General features: G+C 70.6%; 11 protein-coding genes. 4 read left to right on the forward strand and 7 right to left on the reverse strand.

All coding sequences use genetic code 11. The features are described from left to right. Positions 1-9 precede the first annotated feature (9 nt). The gene (locus JYK02_RS04875; protein ID WP_207048713.1) at positions 10-465 is read right to left on the reverse strand and encodes a hypothetical protein; all 456 of its coding nucleotides are present in this window, start codon (positions 463-465) and stop codon (positions 10-12) included. Positions 466-680: 215 nt separating this feature from the next. Here JYK02_RS04875 and JYK02_RS04880 point away from each other — a divergent pair, with 215 nt between their 5' ends. Together JYK02_RS04880 and JYK02_RS04885 are read left to right on the forward strand one after the other, a co-directional pair. Beyond that, the gene (locus tag JYK02_RS04880; RefSeq protein WP_207048714.1) at positions 681-2,300 is read left to right on the forward strand and encodes a hypothetical protein; all 1,620 of its coding nucleotides are present in this window, start codon (positions 681-683) and stop codon (positions 2,298-2,300) included. Between the two features lie 11 nt (positions 2,301-2,311). Then, positions 2,312-2,938 carry a hypothetical protein gene (locus JYK02_RS04885; RefSeq protein ID WP_207048715.1) on the forward strand — a complete coding sequence of 209 codons (627 nt, stop codon included), beginning with the start codon at positions 2,312-2,314 and terminating at the stop codon, positions 2,936-2,938. A 21-nt stretch (positions 2,939-2,959) separates the two neighbouring features. On the opposite strand, the gene JYK02_RS04890 is transcribed toward JYK02_RS04885, so the two are convergent. Further along, positions 2,960-3,835: a hypothetical protein gene (locus JYK02_RS04890; RefSeq protein WP_207048716.1), complete on the reverse strand. Its 876-nt coding sequence runs from the start codon at positions 3,833-3,835 to the stop codon at positions 2,960-2,962. 107 nt (positions 3,836-3,942) lie between these two features. Between JYK02_RS04890 and JYK02_RS04895 the strand changes: the two genes are divergently transcribed. Further along, complete coding sequence (locus JYK02_RS04895; RefSeq protein WP_207048717.1) at positions 3,943-4,911, forward strand: 3-hydroxyacyl-CoA dehydrogenase family protein; 969 nt, start codon at positions 3,943-3,945, stop codon at positions 4,909-4,911. Beyond that, positions 4,908-5,504: a hypothetical protein gene (locus JYK02_RS04900; RefSeq protein ID WP_207048718.1), complete on the forward strand. Its 597-nt coding sequence runs from the start codon at positions 4,908-4,910 to the stop codon at positions 5,502-5,504. Before JYK02_RS04895 ends, JYK02_RS04900 begins: the two co-directional genes overlap by 4 nt. A 9-nt stretch (positions 5,505-5,513) precedes the next feature. Here JYK02_RS04900 and JYK02_RS04905 read toward each other — a convergent pair whose 3' ends face one another. The 5 genes from JYK02_RS04905 to JYK02_RS04925 all read right to left on the reverse strand — a co-directional run bounded on the left by JYK02_RS04905 (position 5,514) and on the right by JYK02_RS04925 (position 13,076). After that, positions 5,514-6,938, reverse strand: coding sequence for a hypothetical protein (locus JYK02_RS04905; protein WP_207048980.1), 1,425 nt, complete (start codon positions 6,936-6,938; stop codon positions 5,514-5,516). 166 nt (positions 6,939-7,104) lie between these two features. Further along, a complete protein-coding gene (locus JYK02_RS04910; protein ID WP_207048719.1) occupies positions 7,105-8,229 on the reverse strand; it encodes a Hint domain-containing protein in 1,125 nt (374 codons plus the stop codon). A gap of 83 nt (positions 8,230-8,312) precedes the next feature. Then, entirely contained in the window at positions 8,313-9,530 is a 1,218-nt protein-coding gene (locus JYK02_RS04915) for a hypothetical protein (RefSeq protein ID WP_207048720.1), read from the reverse strand. A gap of 27 nt (positions 9,531-9,557) precedes the next feature. Continuing rightward, positions 9,558-11,684, reverse strand: a complete 2,127-nt coding sequence (locus JYK02_RS04920; protein WP_207048721.1) for a hypothetical protein — start codon at positions 11,682-11,684, stop codon at positions 9,558-9,560. A gap of 18 nt (positions 11,685-11,702) precedes the next feature. Beyond that, on the reverse strand, positions 11,703-13,076 hold the full coding sequence (locus JYK02_RS04925) for a hypothetical protein (RefSeq protein ID WP_207048722.1): 1,374 nt from the start codon (positions 13,074-13,076) through the stop codon (positions 11,703-11,705). Positions 13,077-13,127 lie beyond the last annotated feature (51 nt).

Below are 13,127 nucleotides of genomic sequence, written 5' to 3' on the forward strand. Positions count from 1 at the left end.
GATGGAGGATCAGGGCGTGGGCTGGGCGAGCACGGCCTGCTGCCCGCGCGCCTCGGCCTCGTCGCGGCGCAGCCCCATGAGCGTCCACATGGCGCCGCTGAAGTCGATGCAGCCGAAGAACGTGACGATGGGCTCGCACAGGCCCATGGCCGTACAGACGATGAGCACCCCCACGATGAAGGTGCGCCCCATCACCGCCCAGACGAAGAACTGGCGCATGTCCAGGATGGCCGCCTGATGGGACATGAAGGACATGGACACCAGCAGCGCGCCCGCGAGGCGCATGAAGAACAGGTTGCCGTCCGCGGCCCCGGGCGCGATGCCCATCACCTTGAGGAACAGCCCCGGCGCCAGCAGCAGCGTGAAGGCGAGCGGGATCGTGTAGTAGACCCAGAGGTACATCGAGCGTCCCGCGTGGCTCAGCGTGGACAGCTTGGGGAACACCTTCGGCGCGAAGAGCATCATGGAGACTCCGGGGGGCAGGCTTGGGGGCGGTGGCGGGATCGTAGTGGAAATCCCAGGCTCGGCGCACGGGGGGGCCCCTGGGGCCGGGCCGTTCGCGGTGGCCGTTAGGCGCCGGCCCGGGTCTTCCGGGCTGTCACGCCACGCCGTGGCGCCCATGGAGGCCGGAGCCCGCCGAAGGCAGGGCGGCGACGGTCGGCCGGGAAGGGACCAACCGGATGAACGCGAACCGCTGGCTGTTGCTGGGTGCCCTGGGGCTGTCCCTGGGAGTCGTGGCGTGTAGCAGTGGAGACATCGGCACGCCGCCGGACAACAAACCACCGGTCCCCGGGGACGCCGGGACGGACGCGGGACAGCCCGTTCCCGACGGCGGACAGTCCCTCCCGGACGGGGGACAGCCGCTCCCCGACGGAGGGTCGGGCTCCCAGTGCGGCGCCGCGGGTGAGGCCTGTACCAGCGGGCTCGAGTGCTGCACGAACAGCTGTCTGGACGGCAAGTGCTCCACGCTGCAGTGTCTGGACGTGGGCGGCGCGTGCGCCAGCGCGGAGGCGTGCTGCACGAAGCTCTGCGGCGCGGACGGCAAGTGCGCGGCGCTGCCCTCCAGCAGCACCAGCAGCTGCAAGGTCCCGGGCCAGGCCTGCACCGGCGCGGGGGACTGCTGCTCCAGCAACTGCCAGGGCGGGGTCTGCAAGCCGGCGTACTCGTGCCAGGCCAACGACGACCTGTGCATGAAGGGCGCGGATTGCTGCGGCGGGGTGTGCTCGCAGGAGAACACGGGCACTCCGGGCCGCTGCGTGGCGGTGAGCGGTGGCGGCGCGGGCGGCTGCCTCCAGGACGGCAACCCGTGCTCGGGCTCCAGCAACTGCTGTTCGCGCACGTGCGTGGACCTGGGCTTTGGGACGACGGTGTGCCAGCCGGTGGGCGGCTGCCGCCCCACGGGCAACTACTGCACCAGCGACGGCGTGTGCTGCGGCGGGGAGAAGCTGTCCAACGCGGTGGACTGCCGCGAGAGCCGCTGTGACAAGCCCAATGGCTGCAACCCGGTGGGCAACATCTGCGGCAGCGGCCAGCTGCCCGACGGCGGCATCATCGACGTGAACGCCCGCGAGGCCTGCTGCGACGGCCAGAAGGCCGTGTGCAAGGTGGACTCCGCCGGCGTGCCGCGCTGCTTCGGCGGCTGCCCCAACAACAACTGCCCCGCGGAGTGCCCCACGGGCTACACCGGCGAGGCGCCGTGCTGCATCGCGCAGGAGCAGCAGTGCCAGTTCTCCGACCAGTGCTGCGGCGGCGCGCGCTGCCTGCCCGGCGCCGATGGCGGCCTGACCTGCCAGAAGGCGACGTGCGATGCGGTGGGCACGACCTGTGACCCGCAGGACTCCAAGTGCTGCGCTGGAACGACCTGTTCCCTCGTCTCCGAGTTCGCCTACGCCTGCCTCGCCAAGGGCGTGCCGGGTGGCGGCACCGACGGCGGCACCGGCACCCAGGACGGCGGCACGGGCGGGACGGACGCGGGCACGTGCGCCGCGAACGGGAAGGCCTGTGGCTCGGGTTCCGCCTGCTGCTCCGGCATCTGCACCAACGGCACCTGCGCGGCCCCCAGCGCCTGTCAGCCCCAGGGCCAGGCCTGCACCTCGCCCGCGGACTGCTGCGTCGGGCTGGGCTGCACCATCCCGGGGGGAAGCATCGTCGGCACCTGCCAGCCGGGCTCCACCTGCTCGGCCGCGGGTCAGGCGTGCTCGCCCACCAGCCCGTGCTGCACGCGGCTCAGCTGCGAGACGGCCGCCGGCGAAGCCTGCACCGGGACGACGCCCTGCACCTGCAACGGCACCATCGGCTGACAGGAGAAATCATGCTCACCTCCCTTCCTCGTACCCTGACCGCTGTCGCGTGTTCCTTCTTCCTGTCCCTGGGCCTCACGGCTTGCGGTGATGACGACATCAGCTCCGACGAGCAGGCCCGCCGCGCGTACCTCGGGCTCGACACGTCCGTGAGCAAGGCGCTGCAGCTGGGCTTCGCGGGCTTCAACGCCGCGTCCAGCGCGAACATCCCGCCCCAGTCCACGACGGGCACCGCCTCCGGGACGCTGCTCGTCACCGGGCAGGTGGATCAGGGCAGCTCGGCCAACAAGGGCATGCGCCTGCGCATCGGCATGACCGGGTACTCCGACGGAGAGATTGCCGTGGGCGAGGACGAGGATCCGGTGACCCTCACCTACGACACGGGCACCGACACGGCGGCGCAGCCGGAGCTCACCCTCCAGCTGCGCGACATCCCGGGCGGCACCTTCACCGGGACGCTCAAGGGGCCCTTCCAGATGGCCGGGGACCTGGAGGGCAGCGTCACCCTGGACCTCGCCCTCTCGGGTGAAATCGAGGACGACGGCACCGGTCAGGTCCGCCGCACGCCGGGCAGCACGCGCGTGACGGGCACCGCCACGTCCGGCGACGGCGTCTACACCGTCGACGTCACGCGGTAGTGGAAGGCCAGGGGCTCACCGCTACGCCGCGCGGGAGAGCCCCCGCCGCTCCATGAAGGCCCGCAGCTCGGGCCAACGGGCGGAGAGGAACTCGAGGTCGCCGGGGCGCAGGGGCTGGAGGGACGCCAGCGCGGCGTCGATGGCGGACGCGTGGCCCACCGGGTCCAGGGCATCCAGGGCGAAGGCCCTGAGCAGCTTGAGCCTGCGAGCGTCCCGCCCCACCAGCGCATCCGCCTCGCCCGCCCGTGCATCCAGCTCCGTCACGGCGGCGGCGGGGTTGCCTTCGCGGCAGAGGAGCGCGACCTCCGGCAGCAGCGCATACATGGGGGGCAGGGTGCCGTTGCGCTTGCGTCCCTCCTCCAGCCACGCGTGCGCGGAGGCCAGCTCTCCCTGCGCGAGGTGCGCCGTGGCGATGAGGCTGGGCATCCACCGGTGGATCGCCGGGACGGAGGCCCTCAGCTTGCCGGAGCGCTCCGCCGAGCCGAAGAGCTCCAGCGCGCGTCCGGTGTCTCCGAGCGACATCTGGCACTGCCCCATCATGGCGACGGAGATGGCGCGCTGGGCGCCCTGGGTGGCGCGGCGGGCGGCCTCCTCGAAGTGGTGGGAGGCCTGCTGTTCGTCCCCCGCGCTGAAGAAGGCCACGCCCTGGTGGTAGGCCCGTCCCCAGCGGCGGATCCGCCAGTAGAAGAAGGCGAACAGCCCCAGGAAGACCGTGACGAGGAGCGGGATGTGGAACCGCGGCCCCCAGGCCTCCCCCGCCGCACGGCCGCCACGGCTGAAGTGGTTGTAGGAGACGAGGAAGACGCCCACCCAGACCGCCCAGGCAACAAGCCGTTGCGCCGAGAGGAATGGGAAGGGCTTGAGGTGTGACTCTTTCGGCAGGGGAAGTTCGTTCACGGAACCCGCGAGGTTACCAGCTCGCGTCACTTGAGCCGACGGACGACGCGATGCGGTGGAGGGAAGGGATTGCTTCCGCCACGCGGGCGCGGCGAGGCTGCGCCGCCATGACGACCAGACGGTTGATGCGGGTGGGCGTGGTGGGTGGTGGAGCCATGGGGTGCGGCATCGCACTCGAGCTCGCCATCGCTGGCAGGCGGGTGGTGCTCCACAACACGCGCCCGGACAGCAGCGAGCGCGCGAGGGTGAAGCTGGAGCGCGACGCGGCCCTGATGGTGGAGACGGGCCTGCTGGCCCCCGCGCAACGGGAGGCGGCGCTCGGGCGCATCCGGCGCACCACGGTGCTCGCGGAGGCCGCCGTGGACCAGGACCTGGTCATCGAGTCCGTGCCCGAGGACCTCGCGCTCAAGCAGGAGGTCTTCCGTCAACTGGACGGGCTCGCGGCACCGGACACCGTGCTCGCGTCCAACACCACCGCGTTGAGCGTGACGGCGCTGGCCCGGGACTGCACCCGGCCCGAGCGCGTCCTCAGCGCGCACTACTACCTGCCCGCGCACCTGGTCCCCCTGGTGGACGTCATCCCCGGGGAGCGCACCGCCCCGGAGGTCGTGGAGGCCGTGCGGCGGCTGCTCGAGGAGATTGGCAAGACACCGGTGGTGTACGCGAAGGACGTGCCGGGCGCGTCGGTGGGCCCCCGGCTGTTGCAGGCGCTCATCGGCGAGGGCATCCGGCTGGTGCAGGAGGGCGTCGCCACGCCGGAGATGGTGGACCGCGTGCTCACCCAGGGCATCGGGCGGCGCCTGGGCGTGTCCGGCGTCTTCGACCGGCTGGACCTCGCGGGGTTGGACCTGGTCACCAACGTCATGCGCAACGCCGGGCGCCCGGTGCCTCCGGTGCTCGCCCAGAAGGTGGAGCAGGGGGAGCTGGGATTGAAGACGGGGAAGGGCTTCTACGCCTGGACGCCGGACACCACCGCCGCGTTCGAGGAGCGCGTCGCGCGCGGCCTCATCACCCAGCTTCGCGAGGATCGGGCCGAGGGCCGCCTCCGCGTCCCCACGGCGGAGGTCCCGGAATGAGCCCGCGGCACGTGCTGCTGGATCCGGGCGTGCTGTCGGACTTCCTCGCGGACGCCCAGCGCGAATACGTGGCCTGCACCCCGGAGCTGCCGCCGCGGAGCTGGGCGGTGTTGCTGGGGCGCTTCACCGAGGACGCGATGCGGGTGGAGCGCGTCCGCTTCGCCACCAACATCCGCGAGACGGACGCGTCCGTGCTCCAGGAGTTCGACGCCGCCATCATCCCGCGCTTCGGGGCCTGTTATGCCAATGGACGGCGCGGCTACTGGTGTGAGCCCCGGGAGCTGATGCGCATCACCGCGGAGGCGGAGGCCGCGGGGCTGGAGGTGCTCGGCTCCATCCACCTGCACCCGGACTGGCACCGCATCGGCCCGCCTCACGAGCGGGGCCTGCGGGTGAGCCAGGAGCCCACGCCCATGGACAGACACCTGTTCCAGGGCTCTGGCTGGCCGCTCAACATGATCCTCTACCTGGAGCGGCGCGAGGGGCGGCTTTATCACGCGCTCGGGGCCTGGGCGCCCCCGGACGCTTCCACGCCCGACGCGGGCTGCAACGCCTTGAGCCTCCACTTCGGCATGCCGGACACCCGGGCTTGAGCTCCGGCGTCACCGCCCGAAGGGCAGGGTGGGCGGCGGCAGCCTCAAGAGGAACGTGTCACGGCTGCCCAGGGGCGGACTGCCCGCGACCAGACCGCCCTCGGTGGAGCCCACGAGCACGGCATTGCCGCATGGATCCACGGCCAGGCCGGTGACGTGGTCATCCATGGGAGTGCCCTGCTGCCAGGTCCCCAGCAGCCGCCCGTCCGCGCTGAAGCGCAGCACGAACAGGTCGCTTCCCCCCTGATTCACGAAGCCGGGGAAGCTCCCCAGGGTGTCGCCCGCGACGAGGACGTCGCCGTTGGGCGCCAGGGACAGGGCCATGGTCCGGTCTCCGTCCCGGGTGCCCACCTGCCGCACCCATTGCACCTGTCCGGAGTCGGGCTCGAGCCGCGCGAGGAAGACGTCCGTCTCTCCCACGACGGGGACGCCGGGCTCCAGCGCCATCTGGCTGGACCCCGCCAGCAACAGCTGGTGGTCGGGCGTCAGGAGCAGTTCGTCCGCCTCGGTGCCCGTGGGCGCGATGACGCTCGTCCAGAGGACGTGGCCGTCTTCCGGATCGTGGCGCTGGACGAACGCGCCGCCCGGTCCCTCTTCGTCCGCGAAGAACCGGAAGCCGGACGTGAACAGGGACTCGCCGTCGGGCGAGAGCGCCAGTCCCGTCAGCCGGTCCGGATTGTCCACCACCTGGGAGCGCACCCGCCAGGACGGCCCCTCGGGTCCACCTGGAGCCGGGAACCGGGCGACAAAGCCATTCTCCATGTCCAGGGACACGCGGTTCTGGACGAACAGGTCGTCATGGCCGACGACCACTCCCCGGCCCCGTGCATCGACCGCCACCTTCACCGGATGCTGGGGGCGCTCGTCGCCCTGCTGCGCGGTGTGCAGCAGGTTCCCCTCGCCATCCAGCTCCAGGAGGAAGACATCGAACTGGCCGCCATTGCCGTGCCCCTCCAGGGCTCCGGTGGTGCGCCCCACCACCCGCACCGTGCCGTCCTCGCGGCCTCCGACGACGTGCTCCGCCGTATCCGTCCCCGCCGTGTCCAGGCGCTTTCGCCAGAGCACCTGTCCATCGGCCGAGTACCGGGTCACCACCGCGCGCGAGTCGCCCGAGGGCTCGATGTTGGTCGCTCCGAGCACGCCCTCCCAGTAGCCCGCCGTGTAGAGGTCGCCGGCCTTGCTGACCCAGACGGACAGCGTCTCGTCCGCTCCCGCCGTGCCTTCCTGGCGGTCTCCCCGCCAGGGCGAAGCACACGTCACCGGACCCGCGTCCTCGCTCCCACCGTCAAAGCCGCCATCCAGTCCCGCGTCCGGTGCTCCCGCGTCCGGCGCTCCCGCGTCGACCGGGCCCGCGTCCAGGGTGCCGCCATCCGTCGTGGGGTCGACCTGGCCGGACGGCGAGGAAGTGCAACCCAGCCCGAACAGCCCGAACATGACTCCCAGGGCGATTCCCAGACAGGGACTCGCGGCTGTGCTGCGGCTCGTGTCGCGTCCCTGCACGTCGCACCCCCGGCCCTCGGGGCCTTCCCCATTCCATATCAGACAAACACCCGGGACCGCCGCCGGTCCCGGGTGCCGCCTGTCACGACGGAAGGACGTCCTACCGGGGGAGCAGGTCCTCGGGAACGGAGCGCTGCAGGATGATGCGGTTCATGAAGCCGACGTCCTCGTTCTGGTAGCGGGCGGAGCCCACCAGGAAGCCCTGGGCCACCAGGACGTTGGTCACCTGGTCGCGGGTGATGGGCCGCAGGTTGTAGACCTTCCCGAAGTGCGTCGTCTTCTCCACGCTCACGACGCGCTCACGCGTGCCGTCCTGGCGCAGCAGCTCGTCATCCACCTTCAGGTCCGCCGCGCGAACCATCCGGCCCTCGCTGTTGACCACCGGGTGCTCGTTGGTCAGCCGCAGCTTGCCGCCATTCTCGGTGAGGATGGTGTAGAGCAGGTGCTCGCTGTCGCGCGTCTCCGACGTGTAGCTGTAGACGTGGTTCGTCTGGAGTTGCACGTCGTCCAGCGTGGAGTCCGGCGTCAGGGTGACGATGTCCACCTGCTGCTCCTGGACCGCCTTGGAGATGGGCACCGTGCCCTGGCTGAACAACAGCTCCTGGTCCGGCGCGTAGCAACTGGACTCGCAGTTCGCCACGACGAAGAAGATTCCGCCGGTGTACAGCGTGTCGCCCTTGGCGTCGGAGTTGGTGTCCCGGTAGAGGCGGCAGTCGGTGGTGTCCGTCGGGTGCGGATAGAGCGGCGTCCCGGAGCCCGCGGGCAGCGACGTCTCGAAGGTCGGGTAGAGCGGCCGCGCGCGGGCCACGGTCGTGGGCGCGGGGTTCCACTTGAAGTACCCCGTGGTGAGGCCCGTGGTCTCCGCCTCCACCTTGAGGATGGGCGTCGCGTCATACATCGCGATCGCGTAGTAGTAATTCACCCTGTAGCCCTGCGAGTTGCCTGTGTAGGCCCGCAGGGTGTCCTTCTCGATGTACTCCTTGGCGGGCGCGAAGTTGGTGTCGAAGGTCGTGGTGGAGGCCACCCAGTTCGAGGGGCCCGCGGGGTTGAGGTTGGTGAGCAGACCGCACCTGCGAGCCCATTCGGCGCGCACGATGGCCTGGCTTGGCGTCAGGCTGTCGACGTTGCAGCGCCACTCCTGCTGGGTCTGCGCGCCTGCCACGGTCGGGAACAGCGCGACGGCGGCCGCGCCCCCCAGGACGATTCTGAAGACAGACTTGGACATGGAATTCCCCTTCTTGGACAGACTGCCGCCCCCTCGTGTTTCAGCAGACCACCACCTGAACCTCCCCAGGGGGCGCGGGAGGCCTACTCCGGCAGCACTTCCGCCGGGATGCCACGCTGTCGCAGGACGCGGTTGAGCTGCTCCACGTCCTCGTTCTGGGGGCGGGACAGGCCCACCACGTACCCTTGAGACAGCAGCAGCCGCGACACCGGATCCCTTGCATCCGGCTGGACGGCGTAGATCCTGGCGGACTGTGTCGTCTGTTTCACCGTCACGATGCGGTCCGGCGTCCCATCCATGCGCAGCAACGCATCCCCGGGCCGCAGCGACTCCGCCTTCACCAGCCGGCCGTCGCTCGTGAGGACGGGTTGCTCGCGCGTCACCCGCAGCAGGCCTCCGGACTCCGTGAAGAATTCATGGAAGCGGTGCTCGCTGTCGCCCAGGTCCGTCGTGTCGCTGGGCACGGGACTGACGCGCAGCACCGGGTTCTCCAGCGTGGCCTCGGGCCCCAGGACCGTCAGCTCCTCACGGCCCGCATGCGCGGCGTCCTGGGGGGCCGTGCCGTCATGGCCCAACATCAGCAACTGGTCCCCCGGGTGACAGCCGGACTCGCAGTAGGCCACCGCGTAGAAGGGCCGCTCGACCGTCTTGATGACGATGCGGCAACCGTCCCGGATGATGCCCTCCGGACCGGCAGGCTCGTCTTCCGCCCCCTGCAGGTACTCGATGGGCTCATCGTCACAGACGGTGGTCCGGGTCGTGGTCACCCACGGCGTGGTGCCCGCCGTGTCGCTGAAGAGGCGGCAGTCATTCGTGTTGGTGGGGTGGGGATACAGGGGCGTGCCGCTGCCCGCGACGTTGGTGCTCTCGAAGGTGGGGTAGAGCGGCCGCGCGCGCGGCGTCGTGTGGGACCACTTCCAGTAGCCGGTCGTGCCTCCGCTGGTCTCCTGGAACACGGAGTACATCGGCGTCGCGTCGTAGAGCGAGCGGGCGTGGTAGTAGTTGACGTTGTTGTAGTGCGTGTTGCCCGTGTACGCGTGGCTCGTGTCGGCCTCGCGGTATTCCTTGGCCCACGCGTAGCCGGTGTCGAAGGCCGCGGTCGAGGAGAACCAGGCCGCCGCGCCCCCCGTGTTCCGCCACAGCCCACACCGCCGGGCCCACTCGGAGCGCGCGATGGCCTGGTCGATCGTGAGGAAGTCGCTGCCGCACCGGGCCTGCTGCGGGTCCTGCGCCAGGGCGGAGCAGGGCAGCAGGCCGAGCGCGAGGACCTTCAGGGCCTGGGCAAGGTGGGGGCTTCGCATGGGGCTCTCCGTGCGGCGGGGGCGCGGCTACTTCGTCTTCGCCATCACGGTTCCGGGGCCGCGGTTCTCGGTCCACACGACGTGGTCCCCGCCCACCGCCACGCTGGTGAGGTTGAACGTGGGGGTGAAGGCCTGCACCGCGGTGCCACCGCCCACCGGCACGCGGAGGATGCGCCCCGGCACCGCGTCCTCGGCCAGCCATACCTGCGTGCCGTCACTGGCCAGGCCCGTGATGGAGGCGCGCGTGAGCAGCGTGGACACGGTGCCTCCGCCCTTGGGCATCTTGCGGATGGCATCCCCCTCCTGCCAGTAGACGCTGCCGCCATCCACGGTGATGCGGCCCGTGACGTTGGTGCGCTGGGTGATGACGTCCGAGCGGGTCCCGCCCTGGGTGGACATCTTCCGGAGGGCGCCGCCCTCGGTCCAGAACAGGGTCGTCCCGTCCGTGGCGATGCCGCCCAGCCCGGTGATGCCGCTGGCCAGGACCGTGGGCGCGGCGAGCGGCGTGGCCACCGGCAGCTTGAGGATGGAGCCCGCGGCTTCCGTCCAGTACAGGTGGGTGCCGTCGGTCGCGATGGCCATCGGCTCGTTGCGGTTGAAGGCCATCAACTGCTCGCCGCCGCCGTCCAGTGACGCGCGCATCACCACGCCGCCCGCGCGGCGCTCCACCCAGTAGGCGAAGCGGCCGTCCGACGCGGTGCCGGACAGGTTGAAGCGCGAGGGGGGCGTGAGCGGGTGCTCCGCGTTGAGGAAGTCCTCCATCACCTGCTTGCGGAACGGGATGAACGTCTGGGTGAGCGCGCTGGAGAGGAAGAACCGGTTGCCGTCCGGGCCCGGCTCCTGGAACTCCAGGTTGTGGATGAAGCCCGCGGCGCTGGGGAAGCGCAGGGTGCTGCCGTCCGGCAGGGTGCCCACGTCCGCGCTGTCGCTGCGCTGATGACAGCCACTGCAGGACAGCGCCTGCGCCCGGGCGACAATCTGCGTGGGCGTCAGGTCGCTGCCAATCATGTCGAGCCGGGACTGGATGTCATTGCGGAAGCCGCTGGGCCCGGTCCCGAAGCGCAGGCTGTACTCGTCCACGGCATTGAAGGTGCTGGAGTCGCCCTGGGCGGCGTTGAATTGATCCGGCACCGCGTAGTTGAAGGTGTTGAGGTTGTTGGTGGCCAGCGCGGGCACCTGGGTGAGGAAGTGCGCGCGGAAGCTGGCGGCCAGCGGGTGCGTGGAGGCGGGGTTGAACAGCTCGCCGAACGGGTTGGTCTTCACCGTCACCGGGGCGAACTTCAGGGTGCACACCCCGCCCGGGCACTGCCGCTGGAGCTTGAACTCCTTGAGCACCCACAGGGGCTCGATGAACACGTTGAAGCGCACCTGGCCGGTGCCGTCCGGGTTGAGGCCGTAGTTGTTGATGTGGAACACCGGCGAGAAGCCGGGCAGGCCCGTGAAGTAGAAGTCGCGCAGGGCAATGCCGCGGTCGGTGACGTTCTTCGCGCTCAGGTCGCGCCAGAAGGTCTGCACGGGGCGGCAGCCGTCGAGCCCCAGGTCCGGACGGGGATTGGGAAGCGAGGCCTCCAGGATGAGGAAGGCGCGGCCCGCGCCTCCGGACGTCTTGCCGAAGACGACCCGGTATTCACCGCAGTGGGCCCCGGAGACGGGCGCCAGGTCGAAGCGGTTGAAGAGGCCGATGGCGGAGTAGGAGTTGAGGGTCGTGGGGCTGTTGGCCGCCGCCTGGGCGCCCTCCTGGGGACGGCAGCCATACGGAAAGCCGTTGAGCGAGCCTCCGTTGTCATTGCAGTGCGCCCCCGGCTGCAGGTCCGGCTGGCCGGGGGAGGGGTTCTGCGTGTCCCAGAGCTGGCGGAAGAGCTGGGTGGCGTTGAGCCCCGTGCCCCCGTTCTGGGTGACGAGCTGCTGCAGGACGTTGGAGAGGGCGAAGTGGGCCAGGATGGAGGCCTCCGTCACCGCCACGGACTTGCGCCCGTCGACCGTCTGGGAGGCCAGGGCCGTCAACTCCCGCGCCTGCGAGGTGATGCCAATGCCTCCCCGCTCGGAGAAGGGCGCGGAGGGAGTGGACTCGGCGTCAACGGTTCCGGGCGGCTGACAGCCGGTCCCCAGGAGGGCTCCCGCGGCGAGGAGCGCGCGCGACCAGTGCTTGAACATGTCAGGTCTTCCTTTGGATTAGAGCGGAGGCGACTGGGGCTGGGGGACGTCCACCTTGAGCAGGAACATGTCGCGGCTGCCCTGGTGCTGGCGGCCGGGCACGAGCGCGCCCTCGGTGTGGCCCGCCAGGAAGACCCTTCCGCACGGGTCCACCCAGATGGCCGTCGCCTGATCATTGCCGGCGGTGCCGCGCTGCCACGTTCCCCGCAGGCGCCCGTCCGCGCTGAAGCGCAGCACGAACAGGTCCCGGGCACCCTGGTTGGTGAAGCCCGGGAAGCTGCCCTGGGTGGCGCCCGCGACGTAGAGGTCGCCGTTGGGCGCGCGGGCGAGCGCGGTGACCAGCTCACTGCCCGCCGTGCCCACCGTCCGCAGCCACTGGACCTGTCCGTCGGCGGGGTTGAGCTGCGCGACGAAGATGTCCACCTCTCCCGCGTTGGGGACGCCCGGCTCCAGGGGCATCTGGCTGGAGCCCGCGAGGATGAGCTGGTTGTCGGGCGTCAGCAGCAGCTCGTCCGCCTCGGTGGCCACGGGCGCGATGACGCTCGTCCAGACGACACCGCCATCCGCGGGGTTGAGGCGCCGGACGAACGCGCCGCCGGGCCCCTCGCTGTCGGCGAAGAACTTGAAGCCGGACGCGAACAGCGCGTCCCCGCTGGGGCTGGCCGTGAAGCCCGTCAGCCGGTCCGGGTTGGACTCCACGGTGGACGCGAACTTCCAGGCCGCGCTGGAGGAGAAGCCATTGCCGTCCCGGTTGATGCGGGTGACGAAGCCATTCTCCGAGTCCAGCACCACGCGGTTCTCGACGTACAGGTCCTCGTAGCCGGCGACGAACACGCTGCCATTGGGATGGACGGCGACCTTCAGCGGATGCTGCGGGCGCTCGTTGCCCTGCTGCACGGTCCGCTTCTTGTTGCCCTTGGCATCCAGCTGCGACACGAAGAGGTCGAACTGTCCCCGGTTGGTGGAGTTCTCCAGCGCGCCCGTGGTGCGGCCCACCACCGTCAGCAGCCCCAGGGACTCGTTGCCCACGATGTGCTCGGCGACGTCCGTGCCCCCCGTGTCCACGACCTCCGTGCGGTCCAGCGACCCGTTGGGGTTGAAGCGCAGCACCACCGCCCGCGAGTTGTCCGAGGGCTCGATGTTCGTCTTGCCCAGGCTCCCGCGGTCATAGCCCGCGACATAGACGGCGCCGGAGCTGCCGGCCCAGACGGAGAGCGCCTCGTCCGCGCTGGCGGTGCCGCCCTGGTAGTCCTGCTGCCAGGCCGTCTGGCACGTGCCCGCGGGCTCCTCGGGTTCGTCGTCACCCGTACAGCCCACCGTCCCCAGCACGCCCATGGCCATCACCAGCCCCCACCCCTTGCGCGTGCTCCGGCTCTCTCTGTGTTGCGACACTGACCACCACCTGTTGTTGTTTGTGCGGGGCATGGACCATCCATGCAATGG

The organism is Corallococcus macrosporus (assembly GCF_017302985.1).
Lineage (GTDB): Bacteria > Myxococcota > Myxococcia > Myxococcales > Myxococcaceae > Corallococcus > Corallococcus macrosporus_A.